Consider the following 16,880-nt stretch of genomic DNA (forward strand, 5'->3'; position numbering starts at 1 on the left):
TTCATGTATCGACTTATCCGACCGCTACTTTTTCGGCTCGATGCCGAACGCGCCCACACGTGGAGCCTACGCGCCGCCCGCCTGCTGCAGCATGCCGACCAGTCGCTGCTGGCTCCGCTGTACGGCTACGAGCATGAGCGCCTGCGCCAGACGCTGTGGGGACTGGACTGGACGAATCCGGTCGGTCTTGCGGCGGGCGCCGACAAAAACGGGGTAGCCATGCGCTACTGGCATAGCATCGGGCTCGGACACGTTGAGGTGGGTTCGGTGAGTGCCCAGCCCTGCTCGGGTAATGCGCGCCCGCGCGCCTTTCGGGTGCCTGAGGATCAGGCACTCATCAACCGCATGGGCCTCAACAACGACGGGGCCAATGCGGTGGCCGAGCGCTTGCAGGCGTATAGCGACCGAAACGGAATTGTCGGCGTAAACCTTGCAAAGACCCACGACCCGGATATTATGGGCGAGGCAGCGCGCAACGATTTCTGCACCAGCTTTCGCGCGCTTGCTCCGCATGCCGATTACGTAACCCTGAACGTTTCGTGCCCGAACACCCGATCCGGGAAAACCTTCGAGGCGCCCGGTGCGCTTGATGCCCTGCTTACCGACGTGCTCAGCGTACGCAGTGAACTCGACCTGACCGTACCCGTGCTCGTGAAGCTGAGTCCGCCCGTGAGCGACCGGGTTGTTTACGACTCGGCGCTCGAACGCGTTATCCGCGTTGCCCAAGCGCATGGCGTGGATGGCTACATTGCAACGAACACCGCCTCCGATCGGCGTGGCATGCGTGCATCGGACGAGCAGTTGGAGGCCATCGGAGGCGGTGGGCTCAGCGGCCAGCCTCTTACCGCGCGGAGCACCCAACTGGTGCGCTACCTTTACGAGGCAACAGGTGGCTCGGTACCCATTATAGGCGTGGGCGGAATCGCCTCGGCTGAAGACGCCTTTGCTAAAATTCGCGCTGGAGCCTCACTTGTTCAGCTCTATACCGGTCTCGTCTACCATGGACCGGCTCTCGTCAAATCGATTAACCAGGGTCTTGTGCGCCTGTTGGATGCACACGACCTGCCCACCATCGGCGATGCCGTCGGCACCGACACCGAACAGCTGTCTTCAAGCATCTGACACCGCTGCGCAGCGTCTGGCGCCTGGGATATGATGGCTCGCTATACACCACCAGCCTACGAGATAGCCGGGCGAAACAGTACAAAGCAGCCAATAGTTGCTTAATGTTACCATTTTGCGCCGAGCTTTGTGCGTCTACCTGTACGGCGCTTGGCACGCCACGGTATATCTTTACTACGTCCTTCTAATGTCTTTCTAACGTCTTTTCAGGCAGGTAAGGGTCGGTAAGGTACCCTCCCGGTTATCCATTGTTATCCACCAATGCTGGTTATTTCCTGCCTATCGGATGCGTACGGCTCTGCCCTCTATCTTGAGTGGCTACGTAGAGGTCGTTTGCGCCCCAGTTGTACTGAACCAGCGTACTAAAATCGTATATCTGTAAGTAGCTCCCACCTTTGTATGCCTGCCCAGGTCGAATTCGAAACGATCCCCCAGCTATTCACCCGTCTGGTAGACCACTACCGCGGTAACGAGCGCACGGTGCTTCGGCACAAGCCTGATGACACCTGGCTCGACATTTCGTGGGAGGAACTGGAGAAGCGCGTACAATCTATGGCCGGATTCCTGCACAAACAGGGTGTACGCCCCGGCGACCGGGTAGCGATCCTCTCCGAGAACCGTCCGGAGTGGGCCATCACCGACCTGGCGACCCAGATTCTTGGCGGCATCAACGTGTCGATCTACAACACGCTTCCTGCATCCAAGGTGGCCTATATCCTGAACGACTCCGGGGCAAAGTGGGTAATTGTGTCGGTTCCCGTGCAGCGCAAGAAGGTCGAAGCGGTCCTTGATGAATGCCCCGCCCTGGAGGGGATCGTTGTAATGAGCGCCCTGCCCGACGGTGCACCCGACGCGATGGTGCACTGGGAAGAGGCATTGCAGGCCGGCCACTCGTACTGGAAGAGCCACAGAGAAACGCTTCGGAAACTGGGTCGCGACGTAAGCCCATCCGATACCAGTGCCTTGATCTACACGAGCGGTACCACCGGCGACCCGAAGGGCGTGATGCTCTCGCACCGAAACTTCTGCGTGAATGCCAAGGGAGCGCTTGACCGCGTTTCGTTCCACAGCACCGATCATCACCTATCGTTCCTTCCGCTGTGTCATGCGTTTGAGCGTACGGCGGGATACACCGCAGTGCTTGCTGCAGGTGCCAAGATAAGTTATGCGGAGAGCATAGAAGCGCTTACACAGAACCTAACCGAGGTAAAGCCCACGGTGCTGATCTCAGTACCACGCGTCTTCGAGAAGGTCTACAGCCGCGTGCGTGAGAAAGCCGAGCAAGGATCTGCAATCAAACAAGGCATCTTCAACTGGGCGGTAGGCGTGGGCGAGCGCTATGCCGAAGCCGAGCAGGACGGCAGCGCCGGACTGCTGCTTTCCATGCAGCAGAAGCTGGCCCACAAGCTCGTGTTTTCAGAACTGCATAAGAAACTCGGCGGCAACCTGCGGTTTGCAGCGTCGGGAGGCGCCGCACTCCCTAAGGAGATCGGACGTTTTTTCCAGGCTGCGGGTATTGTTATCGCGGAAGGATATGGGCTTACAGAAACGGCGCCGGTGCTCTCCGTCAATCCGCTGGAGGCCCCCCGGTTTGGAACGGTTGGTCATATCGTGCCCGACGTTACAGTCGCGATCAAAGACCTGAACGACGACAGTCCCATTGGCACGCTGAGCGGAAACGACTATCCGTCGTCGCTCACCACCGAAGAGGGCGAGATTGTTGTTAAGGGGCCGAACGTGATGGAAGCGTACTGGAAGCGTCCGGAAGAAACGCGGGGCGCATTCGACGCCGATGGCTGGTACCATACGGGCGATGTGGGCCGCTTTGTGGACGGCTACCTGCAAGTTACCGACCGCATCAAGCATATGCTGGTATCGCAGGGAGGCAAAAACATCTATCCCGGTCCGATTGAAGAGTACTTTAAAACAAAAGCGCCATTCGACCAGGTGGTTGTGCTTGGCGATGACCGTCCGTTTCTCACGGCCCTCATCGTGCCGGACTTCGACGCGGTGCGGCTGCAGGCACGTGACTCGGGCGAGCCGGAGCATCGAGATGACAACGAGGCTCTCGTTGAAGAGCGCTGGGTCGACCGGCTTTTCAGCAAGCATATTAGTGCGTACAACAAGCAAGCGCCTGCACACGAAAAAATTCGGGCTTTCCACCTGGTTGCCGAACCATTCACGGTAGAGAACGGCATGCTTACCCCAACGCTCAAAAACAAGCGCCGCGTCATTGAAGACGAGTACGCCGACGAGATCGACGCGATGTATGAGCGCTTTGCCCGGCGCAGCTCGTAGCACGCTCTCCTCCTTGCAAGGCCATCAATATGGATTCGCATTGAAAGTACCTCTATTTTGTGGATTGACCCACGATTCAGAGTGGCGCTTCCGGATCCATGTTATAGTCGTCTGGTATGCATTGTATGATTACTCGGGGCGTGGCGCAGCCAGGTAGCGCGCTTCGTTCGGGACGAAGAGGTCCCCGGTTCAAATCCGGGCGCCCCGACCTTACAAGTGCATTGCAGCACATTGCAAGACCAACTTATGAGAGCACCACGGCTTAAGCGCTCTGTTCTTCAGTGAACAGGGCGCTTTTTTAGTAGTGGGCCCGTACGTACTGCATGACCGCGTGCCCGATATAGACATTTTCCCTGAGGGAGGTGGTCTCGCTTTCCCCCTCCCTATTCCTTGCCAGAGCCCTCTACCTCGAAATAGGTTCTCATCTCCGGCTGCTGTGGCGCGTATAGTTTCACCGGCGACAAGATCGAATCACGCGCTTGTGCGCTCGTACGTCACAAACGCAAATCCGTCGCGTTCGTCACGCTGCACCTCGGTAAAAGTATCCCCAACCAGATGCTTGTATGGCGGAAAGAACGTATCACCCTCATAGTCCCCCTCGACCTCGGTAAGTTCGAGCCGGTCGGCGCGCGAAAGAAACTGCTCGTAGATCTGCTGTCCGCCTCCCACATAGAGCGTAGCTTCGCTGGCGACTGCATCGAGCGCATCTGGAATTGAAGCGTACGATTCAACGTCATCGTATTCGTCAAACGTCCTGGTCGTTGTCAGAATCAGCTGACGCCGGTCTGGAAGCGGCCCGCCAAACGTTTCAGCAATAGACTCGAAGGTGCGCCGCCCCATGAGCAGCGGGTGCCCTGTTGTAAGACGCTTAAAGCGCTTTAGGTCATCGGGGAGGTGCCAGGGCAGGTCGCCGTCTTTGCCGATGACACGATTTTCGCATGCTACGGCAGCAATGAGTACGATGGTCACGACACACAGAAGTCCTTATTCGTGGAGTGGTTACTTGGCTTCTGTACGTACGTCACAACGCCCTCGCTCCGTGAAGAACGAGGGCGCTAAAGCCCTCCGTTCATAATATTTGACGAGTGTTGACTCAGAACACTGAGGCGTCGTTCTTGTCGGGCTCTTCTATTGAGTGCCCGATAGTTTTTATTGAGGGCAGTCTTAAACACAGGAAACTTGACTCCGGCAGATCTACGCCGTTCCTTGATACTGCCGCACGCCGACGCCTCCCCGATACAAATCGACGTCCTGTTTGCATGACGCTCTGCCTCTTCGAAGATAAGACAGCCGCTCATCTCGCCCCCCTTACTCATACCCGTGCCGTGCACGAACTCCGCTGCGGAATGCACACGCTGGGGGCCACACTGCAACGGACGTTCCCGCACACGTCTCTCGCGCTGCACACGCGGCAGCATCTTGAAGCGGTCGTAGCTGCGCGTGCGCCCCGTGCCACTGTGAACCGACTGCCTACCGACGACGAGGGCGTCCTGTTTGTGCATGGCGGCGCGCTGCCCGCACCTGGCTGGGTCGATGCGGTAACGGCTTCGGTAAACGAAGCGACCGCGCGCGTCTTCACGGCAGGCTCCACGCTCATCGCTGCCTGGTGGCCCGACCCGCACGCGCTACCGGCTGATCTGCTTTCGAACAACGCGTTGCCCGCAGACGCCTTCAGCGCGGCTCCGGTCACTGACCTGGGCGCTGTGCCCCGTGTCACTCGCACCTGGCACCTCATGGATGCGCTGCGCGGCCGCCTCGATCAAGAACTTGGGGCAGCAATCAACGCATCGCCGTCTGACGCGCCTTTACACGGGGTCCATGCGTCGGCTGTCGTTGATGCCCCCGAGCAGGTATACCTTGCCCCCGGCGCCTCCGTAGGAGCCGGAGCCATTCTGAACGCTGAAGATGGACCGATCTATATCGACTCGGAGGCCGCTGTACTGGAGCAGGCCGTCGTGCGCGGTCCCATCTACATCGGACCTCAATCTCAGATCAAGCGAGGCGCTGACGTTGAGGGCTCCTCATTCGGTACGTACAGCAAGATAGGCGGCGAGGTGCATGACTGCATTGTGCAGGGCTACTCCAACAAAGGCCATGCAGGCTTTTTAGGGCATAGCATCCTGGGGGAGTGGTGCAATCTTGGCGCTGACACCAACACCTCGAATCTCAAGAACGACTATGGTACCGTAAGTGTCTACGATGCTGCCGCCGCCGGCTTTGTTGACACCGGACGCCAGTTTATGGGACTGGTCATGGGCGATCACTCAAAATGCGGCATCAACACGATGTTTAACACCGGCACGGTTGTAGGTACCGGATGCAACGTGTACGACAGCGGATTCCCCCCTCGGTATCTCCCCAGCTTTTCGTGGGGCAGCCCGCACAGCGGGTTTGTCGACTACCGGTTGGCCAAAGCGCTCAGTGTGGCCGCTCGCGTCATGGCCCGGCGCGACAAGACGTTGACGGCTGCTCAAGAACAGCTTCTTACGCGTCTGTTTGAGAAGACGGCGCCGCAGCGCGTGGCGATGCGTCAAGATGGATAACGTCGACGTTCGAGGCCTTTCCGTCTTTTACTTTCAGGCGTAAGCAGGTTTTCTTCTGGTGAAACCCCTGCCGCCCGGCAGCTCCGGGATTCACGAACAGCATGTTGTCCAGTTCGGCGACGCGCTCAATGCGCAAGATGTGACTGTGTCCGCAGATGAATATGTTGGGCGGGTCTTCGGCAAGCCGCTTGCCCATGTTCGCCTGCCAGCGCCCGGGCCGGCCGGCGATGTGCTCGACCCACACCGAGAGTCCGCCAAACGTGAAGCGCTCCCGCTCCGGCAGGCGCCGCCGCGTGTCCGCATCATCCACGTTGCCGTACACAGCATGCACCGGCGCCAACGTAGCCAGCCCATCAAGAATGGAAAGATCACCAACATCACCGGCATGCACGATGGCATCCACCCCATCCAATACGTTGACCAGGTCGGGGTGAAAGTATCCGTGCGTATCCGACAGAATACCGAGTTCCATAGACAAAAGGTGTTAGCAAAGTATAGTGCAAGCTCGCTGCACCGTGCCGCCACCAAAGCGCGCAGCAGCGCGTGAATGCCGCGAGGGGGTGCAGAGCAAAGACGCACACAGCAGTAGAGGCGGCTCGCCGTGAGCCGCCCCTACGCACCGATGCGCATGTAACACGTTTCGCTACAGTTCAACGGTCTCATCAAAGTCGACAATCAGCGGCTCAAACCCGGCCTCTTCAGCGGCGGCCTCAAAGTCAGACAGGTCTACCTCGATAAACGGGAACGTGTCGTAGTGTAGCGGCACGATCGTATCGGCATCCACCATCGTAGCGGTATGGATCGTGCCCGGAATGCCCATCGTAACCACGTCGCCAATCGGGGCCAGCAGCACATCGATGTCGTACTGCTCTCCAATCCACTCCATCTCAACGAAGGGGGCCGTGTCGCCGGTGTAGTAAACCGTCAGATCGCCAAAGTCAAGCACAAACCCGATAGGCACGCCGCCGTAGCTTCCATCCGGAAAGGACGCGGTATGGCGTGCATGAACGGCTTCCACGTGCCCCCACGGAAAGTCAAGCGATCCGCCTTCGTTCAGCGGATGCACCGACTCGTGCCCAAACTCCTGCTGCACGTGCGTAATCACCTCGAACGTTCCAATTACAAGCGGATCGCCCTGCTTCGTGAGCGGCTCCGTATCCGCAAAGTGGTCAGCGTGCGGGTGTGAGATCAGAATCACATCCGGATCCACATCTGCAGGCGTTGTCTTCGTGTGCGGGTTGTTATCCGCCAGGAAGGGGTCAAAGAGAAACGTGTTTGTGTCCGACTCCAGCTGAAAAGTAGCGTGCCCGAAATACGTTAAATCCATAATAGACCGTTCGTTGGATGCAAGCGTCTCGCGAATAACTATGTATCGGATACAACGGCACAAAAGCGACATGCGGTTCACGCATATTGCGGGACCGTATGCCATAATAATGTAACGGGCTTCCGGCACCTGCTTTGCTTTTGGGATGCGGACGCCGTGCACATCGCGTATTTTGTTACGCAACCCGTACTATTGTGCCCCGCATCATGTTGAATCCATATAAGCCGGGCCCCGTCCAATACAATGTCTATCGCTGATTCATTTGCGCTTCCCCGCCCTCCCATGGCCACTCCGTCTGTCAGCACGCTTCCAGCGTCAACCTCTGCGACCAAACGTCCAGTTACCGACCACCTGCGATCCACGCTCGCCGACCGCCTGCGTCCGCGCCTGCAAGGAGAACTGCGCATCGACGCGATGACTCGCGCGCTCTACGCGACCGATGCGAGCATGTACCAGATGGAACCGGTGGCGCTCTGCATCCCCAAAACCCCAGAAGATGTGCAGGCAACCATTGAAGAGGCTAATGCGCTCGAAATACCGGTACTGCCTCGTGGTGGCGGATCCTCGCTGGCCGGACAGGGCGTCAACACAGCCGTAGTCATCGACTTTACGCGGCATCTCGATGCGATTCTTGACATTGACGTAGAGGCGCAGCAGGTTACCGTGCAGCCCGGCATCACGCTCGATGCCTTGAATAAAGCGCTTGCTCCGCACGGACTCATGGTAGGGCCCGACCCGGCCAGTAGCAGCCGGGCTACGCTGGGCGGCATGGTTGCCAACAACTCAACCGGCACCCACTCCATCCGGTACGGCAACATGATCCACCATGTGCACGCCGTACAGGGCGTTCTCCCCGATGGCAGTCCCATTCGTTTTGGACCGCTCTCGCATCGGGGATGGCAGCAGAAGATGCGGGGCGATGGACGCGAAGGCGTGATCTACCGGAGCCTTGATGCGCTGCTCAGCGCCCACCGCGATGTCATTGAGCGCGACACCACCAGCCACTGGCGCCGCAACAACGGCTACCGGCTGGAGCACCTGTTGGAGGCGGGCAACCGCAACCTCGCGCAGCTCATGGCTGGCAGCGAGGGCACCCTCGCCGTTCTCACGGAGATGACGATCGACCTGGTCAAGAAGCCCACGACAACGGTGCTTGGCATTGCTGCCTACGACACCCGCGACGAGGCACTCGAAGCCGTAACCACCCTTCTCGATACCGACCCCGATGCCGTTGAGCTGTTCGACGGCGTGGCCATCGAGCGCATACGCAACACGCCGGGCTACGCCGAGCGGCTCACGTTCATTGACGGCACGCCCGGTGGCGTGCTCATCGTTGAGTATGCTGGCGACGCGAAAGAGGCGCTCAGCGCAAAGCTGGATGCGCTCGACGACGTGCTGCCCGGCACCGATGCGCGCGGCCGGGCACGGCGCGTTGTTGACGACGACGCCATCAAGAACGTATGGGATATCCGCAAGGAGGGACTCGGCCTGGTGATGGGCGTGGAGGGCGACTACAAGCCGTGGGCGGTCATCGAAGATGCGTCGGTTCCGGTTGAGCACCTGCCCGACTATATCGATGAGCTGAGCACGCTGATCGACTCGATGGGGGTACGGGCAGCCTACTACGCCCATGCCTCAGCCGGCTGCCTACACGTTCGCCCCTTTGTAAACACAAAAACGCAGGAAGGCGTCGAGCAGCTCGATGCCATTGCCAGGGGCTCTCTGAAGCTCGTAAAGCGCTACGGGGGTGCGATCTCTTCGGAGCACGGCGACGGAATTGTACGGGGCGCGCTCAACCGCGAAATGCTTGGCGATGAACTCTATGCCGTCAATAAGCAAACCAAGGCGATCTTTGACCCCGACAACCTGCTGAATCCGGGCAAGATCGTGGACGTGCCGCCGCTGACCGAGAACCTGCGCATGGGCCCCGACTACGACACGCGTCCACTCGCCACGTCGATGAGCTTCGAGGCCGAAGGGGGCTTTGCGCATCTCCTCGAAAAGTGCAATGGCAACGGCGCCTGCCGCAAGCGCGACTCAGGCACTATGTGCCCCAGCTTCATGGCTACACGCGACGAGGAAGACTCTACACGCGGCCGGGCCAACGCATTGCGTTCGGCCCTCGCTGGCGACCTGCCCGACGATGCGTTTACCAGCGATCGCATGTACGAGGTCATGGATCTCTGCATCCAGTGCAAGGCCTGTAAGACAGAGTGCCCCTCAAACGTCGACATGGCTAAGATCAAAACGGAGTGGCTGCATCAGTACTGGCAGGAGCACCGCATGCCGTGGCGTACCTGGCTGTTTGCCCATCAGCCCCAGTTTGTTCGCAAGCTGGCGGGTACGCCCCTTGCTTCGCTGGTCAACTGGTCGTCGCGTCAGGGCTGGATGCGCCGTATGGGAGAATGGATGATGGGCGTTAGCGCCGAGCGCGACCTGCCGCCTTTTGCTCGCGAAACAGCCTTCCAGATGGATCTGGAGGCCGCAAACCCTCCGGATGGGCCAGAAGTCGTGTTCTTCGCCGATACGTTCAACGCATACCACACGCCCGAGGTGGTGCGTGCAGCCGTGCAATTCTTGCAGCGCACGGGCCATCGCGTTACGCTGGCCCCTGAGGGCCTCTGTTGCGGACGTACGTTTATCTCGAAGGGGCTCGTCACGAAGGCGCAACGTACAGCACTGCATACGCTTGAGAGGCTCTATCCGTATGTAAAGAAGGGGCTTCCGATTGTAGGCCTTGAGCCAAGCTGTATACACACGCTCGACGATGAATTTCTATCGCTGCTCCCGGGAGAGTTACGCGCTCAGGAGCTGGCCGAGCAGGTGCACGGATTTGAGGAGTTCGTGGCACAGCGCCTTGCCGAAGGCGCCCTTGACACCGCCGAGTGGGCATCATCTCCTTCAACCAACGGGTCGAAGAATGAGCTCCTCCTGCATGGGCACTGTCACCAGAAGGCGCTTGTTGGCACAGAGGCTACAGAGCGCATCCTGCAGGCAGCAGGCTATGACGTAACGGCCCTGGATGCCGGATGCTGTGGTATGGCGGGCGCGTTTGGCTACGAAGCAGAGCACGTCGACATCTCCAAGCAGATGGCCGAGCTTCGCCTGGCTCCAGCCGTACGCCAAACTTCGGAGCAGACAACCGTCTCTGCACCCGGCTTCTCGTGCCGCTCGCAGATCAAGGACGTAACAGCACGCACCGCTCAGCACCCTGCGGTGCTTCTCAACAACGCGCTGCGGAGCTGATCTGCTTTCTGACGAGGGCAGGATGTGTAGATGCACACCTTTGCTTTGCCTTTGCTCTGGCCATCAACTACAAAACCCGCCGGGTGCCGCAAGGGCCCGGCGGGTTTTTTTTGGTGCGGTTGTAGGGTAGCGCGCTTTTACGCTATGCGTTTCCGTAGTTGCACGTTAGCGGACGCACGACTACCGCGCTACTCTGCATCCTCAAGCGAAACAGCCCCCTGAGGAACTGGAGCGTCCGCATCGCCATGCAGGTACGTGTTGAACCAGCGCATCATGCGCAGGGTGTAGTCCATCTGCGAGGCTGAGCGACCGTAGCCGTGCCCTTCGTTCGGATACAGCGCCAGGCGCAGCGGTACGTCAGGGCGACGCACCTTGATGTGGCGGTACAGTTCCAGCGACTGCCCCGGATGGACGCGGGTATCTTCCTCGCCATGGGCAATCAGAAGCGGCGTGTTGGCCTGCTCCACATAGTAGATAGGGCTTCGCTTCAGGTTATCGACCCACGAATCCCAGATGCGCGTGCGCGAGTGCACCAGATACAGCTCTTCAGGGATGTCGCTGGTGCCCCACTTCGAGATGTTGTTGCTGATGCCCACATTCATTACGCCAGCAGCAAAGCGCTCGGAGTAGTATGTGCTCATCCAGGCCGTTGCGTAGCCGCCGTACGAGCCGCCGGTTACCCCGACGCGGTCCGGATCCGCAATGCCTTCGTCGATCAAGAAGTCGACGCCGTCTACAACGTCGTCAAACTCGCGTCCGGCCAGGTCGCCCTGGCTGCTATAGATGAAGTCGATACCGCGCCCGGTACTGCCGCGGTAGTTCGGATAGAACACAGCAAAACCCTGTGCCGCTCCCATCTGTCCGGGATCGGAGTAGCGGGTCAGCCATCCGTTGTCATAGTGCGCTTCGGGCCCGCCATGCACAACCGTGATCAGCGGCACGCGGGTGCCTTCCTGATAGTCGACCGGCAAGATTAGCAGCCCGTCGATCTCGAACTGGCCATCGCGCGCCGTATAGCTGACTACGCGCTGCTCTCCCATTGCCACGTCGCCAAGATCAGGGTTGGAGTCGGTCATCCGCTCAGGCTGGTCGTTGCCATCGGCAAGCCAGTACACTTCGGGGGGATGTGCCGGCGTGTGCGCCGTAAACGCAATGTCGCCCTGTGCTGTCGGCGAGAAGCCCGTCATGATCGGTCCACCCAGATCAACAACCCGCGTGAACTGCGTACCATCGGGGCGAATCGTGCCGAAGGAGCGCTCTACGCTCTCGCTGGCGATGAAGTGAATGGTCTCATCCCCCGTCCAGGCAATCTGCTCGAACTTGCCTTCAAACTCGGGGAAGATGTTCTCGGGTGTGGCATTGTCAGCCGCATCCACTACCATAATGCGCCCGTCGATAGGATCGTGGATGTCGTGGCCGGCACGCAGCGCCAACTGCTCCTCGTTCGGACTCCACTCGATCTGGGCGATCTTGCCTTCGTTGTTGATGTCGGCGGTTACATTGCCTGACGAAGGATCTACGATAACCACGCTCTGAAACATGTAGAAATCGTCGACCTCGGGCGAAGGCGCCACGGTCAGCGCCAGCTGCTCACCGCTCGGGCTCCAGTTCATAATGTATACCGTTCCATCGATGTCCAGAGGCTCTGCAGACGCATCGCTTGTTACATCGACTGTGTAAGCGATGCGGTTGGGACGATTTTCCTCGAAGAGATTCGGCTCGTAAGGAAGCTCCGCTTCGGGTACGTCCAGCTCTTCGTTAGCGGTGAACACGATGCGACTCCCATCAGGCGCCCACTCGTAGGTGGCGATGGAGCGCTCGAACGCATAGATGCGCTCCATGTCTCCCGTTGCCGGATCCATTTCGTAGAGAGCACGGCCGTTTTCATCGTCGTCGCGCGCTGTCAGAAAGGTGAGCGTTCCATGCTCCGGACGAAACGTCATCCCTCCGATTGCGCTCTCGCTGTAGAGAGCCTCTTCTTCACCTGTTTCGGTGTCAATCACGAACAGGTGGCGCGCTGCAGAAGCGTTCTCCTCGCGCGGGTCGACTGGTTGTGAGCGCATGAACGCAATGAAGTTGCCGTCGGCGTCAACGGTCGTGCCGCTCACCGACTGCAGCATCGCTTGCTGCATAGGTGTAAGCCCCTGCGCGGTGCTTACAGCGGGCAGGCTAAGGAGCCCCATCACAACCAGCGCCAGCATCAGGCGCATGGGCGTGCGTAAGTTCTTCAGTATCATGGTGACGTACGTAACGTGAGAAAAGGAATGCGGTAAGAGTATAGCATCGGATCTGCAAAGCACTTATTTGCAAAGCGCTTACACGATGCCGTATAGTTATTTCGTATCAGCGGCTTACGCCCCCGTTCCCCCTGCTCTGTGCGTTTGAGTCCAATCTGTGCCTGTTACGACTCCGACGACGTGGTAGGCTTCGAGGCAGACGTGCGCTGTCCGCGCAGCCAGATCGTGAGGGTATTGATCAGAATATCGGTAAGCAGCAGTGGCACCAGACGCTTGACCCATGCGCCTAAACGGCGCGGCATCCACCGCGTGAAGAGCCACAGCCCAAGTGCACCCAGCACGACCTGTATCAGGCGCTGTATCCAAGAAGTCATAATTTTGTAAGCAGTCGGTTAAAGGGGATGCGAAGCGAAAGGATGCTTCTTGCAGCGTGTTAAGTCCGGGTTGCGAGCGCGTGTTTGTGGTGGAAGTGTGCGTTTGCTCAGGCGTTAGCCAGCTGCCCACATGCCGCGTCGATGTCTTGCCCACGGCTGCGGCGCACCGTCACCGTTACGCCTTCCTCCACGAGCGCCTGCACGAACCGGTTGAGTTGGGCCTCAGAGGTTCGCTCGAATGAGAGCGTAGGCACCGGATTATACATCAGGATATTGACTTTAGAGGGGGCCCAGCGTGTAATGTCGGCGAGGTTCTTTGCATCCTGCACCGAGTCGTTCACATCTTTAAACAGGCAATACTCGTACGTAACCGGGCGTCCGGTCGTATCTGCGTAGTACCGGATTGCTTGTTCGAGCGCGTCGAGGCTGGTTTTTTCGGACTGGTTGACGGGCATGATGGCGCTGCGCTGCTCATCGGTGGGTGCGTGCAGCGACACGGCCAGATTGGTGCGCGGATCGTCGTCGGCGAGGTCGCGGATGCGACGGGCCAGCCCCACCGTCGAAATGGTGATGCGTCGCGGCGACATGTTGAGCGTGTCTTCGTCGGTAAGCAGCGCGACGCTCTGCAGCACCGCGTCGTAGTTCAGAAGCGGTTCGCCCATCCCCATAAATACGACGTTTGATACGGCCCGCCCATAATGCTCTTGGGCAGCTTCGTTCATGAACCAGACCTGATCGTAGATGGCCCCGGGCGTCAGGTTTTCCTTGAAGCCCATCAGCCCCGTGGCACAGAACGCACAGCCCATGGCGCAGCCGACCTGGCTCGACACGCACACTGTAAGGCGTTGGGCATCGCCCAGGGCGTCGAAGCTCGGGATGAGCACTGTTTCGGCTTCGCGCCCGGAAGGAAGCGCAAATAGCCCTTTGAGGGTGCCATCTTCGCTTCTCTGGACGCGCTGCATGTCGATGCTTGATACGGTGGCCTCCTCGTTGAGGCGGGCACGAAACGCCTTCGGGAGGCTGGTCATCGCCGCGAAGTCTGTCTCGCCACGCGCGTAGATCCAGTTGTAAAGCTGGCGCCCACGGTAGGCGGGCTCACCCAGTGTGTCGACGAATGCTTCGAGGGCATCGCGTCCCATCGTTTTGAGATCGACGGTATCGGCCATGTAAGGACAGGGTCACAGGAAGAAAGCATATGCACAGGGGGATACAAACGGGGCCGCATGCACATGCGTTTCCCTCTGACTCTGTCAACGCCTGTCAGCGCTGTCGGCCTTGCTCATGTGTTTCCACACTACGGCACGGCTGAAGAAGTCAAAACAGGCTCCTGCTTCTGTGTTAAGCAGTCTGGAAGAGCGGGCGATGCACGCTCCACACGGCGGCGCCCACCATAAGTGCAGCAAAGCCCCAGGTTACGGCCAGACAGGTGACCGGGTCGGCCAGCACCGCAGGGGCTTCAACGTAGAGGCCGTGGCGAAGGCCGCTCACCGCATAAGAGACGGGATTCGCCAGCATCAGCTCGCGCAGTCCGGTGGCGGCGCTATCAAGCGGAAACATAGCGCTCGACAGAAACCAGAGGGGCAGCAAGAAAAGGTTCATGATGGCGTGAAAGCCACGCGTGGTGTCGGTACGCCAGGCAATCGCGCAGCCCAGCGCCGTAAACCCGATGCCCATGCCCAGGCAGATCGCCGTGATGTACGCCACCCCGCCGATGGTGAGTCCGGGCCCAACCCAAGGCCACACGACAACGAACAACAGCGCCTGTACCGATGCGAGGAGCGTCCCCCCGAGCGCGTTGCCGAGCACGATTGCGGTGCGCGAAGTGGGCGCGATGAGCACTGTCTGCAGAAAGCCTGAGGCGCGTTCCTCGACGATAGATATGGTCGAGAAGATAGCCGTAAAGAGCAGAACCAGCGCCAGCACGCCTGGAAAGAGAAATTCGACGTATCCAACTGCACCGACTGGCGAATCCGGCATCTGAAAGGCGCCCTGAAAGCCGAGCCCCAGCAGCAGCCAGAACGCAAGCGGCTGGACGAGTGCGCCGGCTACTCGGCTGCGGTCACGCACAAACTTGAGAATTTCGCGACGGCACAGAGCCGTAACGGTGAGGAGCGCAGTCGACATGAAAGTACGGCAGGGCCGTGTTAAGCAGAGTACATAGGAGAGAGGGTGTTCACCGACGCGTCGAGCTGGGCGCCTGCATGCGCCATAAACACATCTTCGAGGGTCGGTGGACGTACGGTGGCGCTCTGGATGCGATCGCCAAAGGCCTCGTAGATGGGAGCAACCAGCTGTGCAGCGTTGTCATGCAGCAGCTGAATGCCTTGTTCAAAGGGATGCGCCTCGCACCCGAACTGTGCGGTGAGGTCGCGTGCCAGCTCGTACGGTTCATCGGTTGCAAGCCAGAGCATCTCGTCGCCCAATGCGGCACGCAGCAGGGCGGGTTTTCCTTCGACCACAAGCTCGCCCTGTGCAAGGATTGCAACCGCGTCGCAGCGTTCGGCCTCATCCATCAGGTGGGTGGCTACCACCATCGTGGTGCCCTCGCTCTGCTGAAGCGCCGCAATGGTCTCCCAGAAGGAACGACGCGCCATCGGGTCGAGCCCGGCAGTTGGTTCATCGAGTAGCAACAGGTCGGGGCGATGCAACAGACCGCGTGCTAAGTCGGCCCGACGGGCAAGTCCGCCCGAAAGCGTATCAACCGCATTGTCGGCGCGGTCGTGCAGGTCCACGTATCCAAGCACCGTGCTGATGCGGTCGCGCAGCGATGCGCCGTGAAGTCCGTAGAGGGCGCCCTGAAACGCGAGATTCTCGCGAACGGTGAGCGTATCATCGAGGGCAGGCGACTGAAACACGGCCCCCAGGCGCTGGCGTACGGCGGCAGCAGCATCACGAGTCGAGGCCCCGAAGACCTCTGCATCCCCCTGTGTTGGCGTGACCAGCGTTGCCAGCACGCGAAAGAGGGAGGTCTTTCCGCTTCCATTGGGGCCTAATATACCAAAGAGTGCCCCTTGAGGGATCGTGAGATCCACCTCATTCAGGGCTTGCTGGTCGCTATCGTAGCGAAGCGACACGCGTTGTACGTGGATAGCAGGTGCGGGCATGCTGGGGCGGCGAAAGACTACAGGAACCAGTCGACTGTCAGCAGAGCGACAAGTGCTGGCACATAAACGATAGATGCTTTTAATACATGACGCGCACGTATGCCGGTGCGTTCGCGGTTGAACTGGAGAGCCGTGTAAAGAAACCAGCCCCCAAGAGGGAGAACGCCGAGCAGATAGATCCATCCGACCGGTCCTACAGCCGCCGGGAAGACGCTGGCGACAAGCAGCAATAGCGTGAAGCCGATCATCTGGTAGGCGGTGGAGTCGCCCGAGGGTTCTTTGACAGGCAGCATGGCGTAGTTGCCGCGTGCATAATCTTTGCGATACATCCACGCCAGCGATAGGAAATGCGGCATCTGCCAGAGCGCGAGCACGGCGAAGATGGCCCATCCGGCGGCACCAAACGTGCCGGTAGCCGCTACGTAGCCTCCCAGCGCCGGCAGCGCACCGGGAATGGTGCCAATCAGCGTGTTGTACGTGGTGTAGCGCTTCAGCGGTGTGTACACGTACAGGTAGAGAATGGCCGTTAGCGCTGCAAGTACGGCCGTGGGCGGATTGACAAGCGGACAGAGGAGCCCCACTCCGGCCAGCACCATCCCCGTACCGATCCACTCGGCCTGCTGTACTGG

At 59.6% G+C, this 16,880-nt stretch carries 13 protein-coding genes and 1 tRNA gene; 5 read left to right on the forward strand and 9 right to left on the reverse strand.

All coding sequences use genetic code 11. The features are described from left to right. Positions 1 to 3: 3 nt before the first annotated feature. From PPP56_RS08040 to PPP56_RS08050, 3 genes are all read left to right on the forward strand, one after another. On the forward strand, positions 4 to 1,122 hold the full coding sequence (locus PPP56_RS08040; RefSeq protein WP_353563526.1) for a quinone-dependent dihydroorotate dehydrogenase: 1,119 nt from the start codon (positions 4 to 6) through the stop codon (positions 1,120 to 1,122). A gap of 399 nt (positions 1,123 to 1,521) precedes the next feature. Further along, positions 1,522 to 3,420: an AMP-dependent synthetase/ligase gene (locus tag PPP56_RS08045; protein ID WP_353563527.1), complete on the forward strand. Its 1,899-nt coding sequence runs from the start codon at positions 1,522 to 1,524 to the stop codon at positions 3,418 to 3,420. A gap of 134 nt (positions 3,421 to 3,554) precedes the next feature. Continuing rightward, positions 3,555 to 3,628 (forward strand) — tRNA-Pro (locus PPP56_RS08050). A 263-nt stretch (positions 3,629 to 3,891) separates the two neighbouring features. Here the strand turns inward: PPP56_RS08050 and PPP56_RS08055 are convergent. Then, positions 3,892 to 4,389: a dihydrofolate reductase gene (locus PPP56_RS08055; protein ID WP_353563528.1), complete on the reverse strand. Its 498-nt coding sequence runs from the start codon at positions 4,387 to 4,389 to the stop codon at positions 3,892 to 3,894. Positions 4,390 to 4,679: 290 nt separating this feature from the next. Between PPP56_RS08055 and PPP56_RS08060 the strand changes: the two genes are divergently transcribed. Continuing rightward, entirely contained in the window at positions 4,680 to 5,963 is a 1,284-nt protein-coding gene (locus PPP56_RS08060; protein ID WP_353563529.1) for a putative sugar nucleotidyl transferase, read from the forward strand. On the opposite strand, the gene PPP56_RS08065 is transcribed toward PPP56_RS08060, so the two are convergent. Together PPP56_RS08065 and PPP56_RS08070 are read right to left on the reverse strand one after the other, a co-directional pair. Next, on the reverse strand, positions 5,905 to 6,435 hold the full coding sequence (locus PPP56_RS08065; RefSeq protein WP_353563530.1) for a metallophosphoesterase family protein: 531 nt from the start codon (positions 6,433 to 6,435) through the stop codon (positions 5,905 to 5,907). The genes PPP56_RS08060 and PPP56_RS08065 overlap by 59 nt on opposite strands. 171 nt (positions 6,436 to 6,606) lie before the next feature. Beyond that, positions 6,607 to 7,290, reverse strand: coding sequence for a metal-dependent hydrolase (locus PPP56_RS08070; RefSeq protein WP_353563531.1), 684 nt, complete (start codon positions 7,288 to 7,290; stop codon positions 6,607 to 6,609). Positions 7,291 to 7,572: 282 nt separating this feature from the next. Between PPP56_RS08070 and PPP56_RS08075 the strand changes: the two genes are divergently transcribed. Further along, positions 7,573 to 10,536 (forward strand): FAD-binding and (Fe-S)-binding domain-containing protein, encoded by a 2,964-nt coding sequence (locus tag PPP56_RS08075; RefSeq protein WP_353563532.1) that lies wholly within the window; start codon positions 7,573 to 7,575, stop codon positions 10,534 to 10,536. Positions 10,537 to 10,724: 188 nt separating this feature from the next. On the opposite strand, the gene PPP56_RS08080 is transcribed toward PPP56_RS08075, so the two are convergent. The 6 genes from PPP56_RS08080 to PPP56_RS08105 form a co-directional block, all read right to left on the reverse strand. After that, positions 10,725 to 12,773, reverse strand: a complete 2,049-nt coding sequence (locus PPP56_RS08080) for a S9 family peptidase (protein WP_353563533.1) — start codon at positions 12,771 to 12,773, stop codon at positions 10,725 to 10,727. A 164-nt stretch (positions 12,774 to 12,937) separates the two neighbouring features. Beyond that, positions 12,938 to 13,147, reverse strand: coding sequence for a hypothetical protein (locus PPP56_RS08085; RefSeq protein ID WP_353563534.1), 210 nt, complete (start codon positions 13,145 to 13,147; stop codon positions 12,938 to 12,940). Positions 13,148 to 13,254: 107 nt separating this feature from the next. After that, positions 13,255 to 14,313, reverse strand: a complete 1,059-nt coding sequence (gene rlmN, locus PPP56_RS08090; protein WP_353563535.1) for a dual-specificity RNA methyltransferase RlmN — start codon at positions 14,311 to 14,313, stop codon at positions 13,255 to 13,257. A 172-nt stretch (positions 14,314 to 14,485) separates the two neighbouring features. Beyond that, a complete protein-coding gene (locus PPP56_RS08095) occupies positions 14,486 to 15,271 on the reverse strand; it encodes an ABC transporter permease (protein ID WP_353563536.1) in 786 nt (261 codons plus the stop codon). Positions 15,272 to 15,291: 20 nt separating this feature from the next. Further along, positions 15,292 to 16,251, reverse strand: a complete 960-nt coding sequence (locus PPP56_RS08100; protein WP_353563537.1) for an ABC transporter ATP-binding protein — start codon at positions 16,249 to 16,251, stop codon at positions 15,292 to 15,294. Positions 16,252 to 16,268: 17 nt separating this feature from the next. Further along, positions 16,269 to 16,880, reverse strand: a 612-nt coding sequence (locus PPP56_RS08105) for a protoheme IX farnesyltransferase (protein ID WP_353563538.1), incomplete at its 5' end; no start/stop codon positions are given.

Source organism: Longimonas sp. (assembly GCF_040409695.1).
Lineage (GTDB): Bacteria > Bacteroidota > Rhodothermia > Rhodothermales > Salinibacteraceae > Longimonas.

Coding starts and splice junctions, on each gene's coding strand:
- PPP56_RS08070 (WP_353563531.1), bottom strand. CDS start 7,290: ATGGATTTAACGTATTTCGGGCACGCTACTTTTCAGCTGGAGTCGGAC.
- PPP56_RS08075 (WP_353563532.1), top strand. CDS start 7,573: ATGGCCACTCCGTCTGTCAGCACGCTTCCAGCGTCAACCTCTGCGACC.
- PPP56_RS08045 (WP_353563527.1), top strand. CDS start 1,522: ATGCCTGCCCAGGTCGAATTCGAAACGATCCCCCAGCTATTCACCCGT.
- PPP56_RS08065 (WP_353563530.1), bottom strand. CDS start 6,435: ATGGAACTCGGTATTCTGTCGGATACGCACGGATACTTTCACCCCGAC.
- PPP56_RS08100 (WP_353563537.1), bottom strand. CDS start 16,251: ATGCCCGCACCTGCTATCCACGTACAACGCGTGTCGCTTCGCTACGAT.
- PPP56_RS08040 (WP_353563526.1), top strand. CDS start 4: ATGTATCGACTTATCCGACCGCTACTTTTTCGGCTCGATGCCGAACGC.
- PPP56_RS08060 (WP_353563529.1), top strand. CDS start 4,680: ATGACGCTCTGCCTCTTCGAAGATAAGACAGCCGCTCATCTCGCCCCC.
- rlmN (WP_353563535.1), bottom strand. CDS start 14,313: ATGGCCGATACCGTCGATCTCAAAACGATGGGACGCGATGCCCTCGAA.
- PPP56_RS08095 (WP_353563536.1), bottom strand. CDS start 15,271: ATGTCGACTGCGCTCCTCACCGTTACGGCTCTGTGCCGTCGCGAAATT.
- PPP56_RS08085 (WP_353563534.1), bottom strand. CDS start 13,147: ATGACTTCTTGGATACAGCGCCTGATACAGGTCGTGCTGGGTGCACTT.
- PPP56_RS08080 (WP_353563533.1), bottom strand. CDS start 12,773: ATGATACTGAAGAACTTACGCACGCCCATGCGCCTGATGCTGGCGCTG.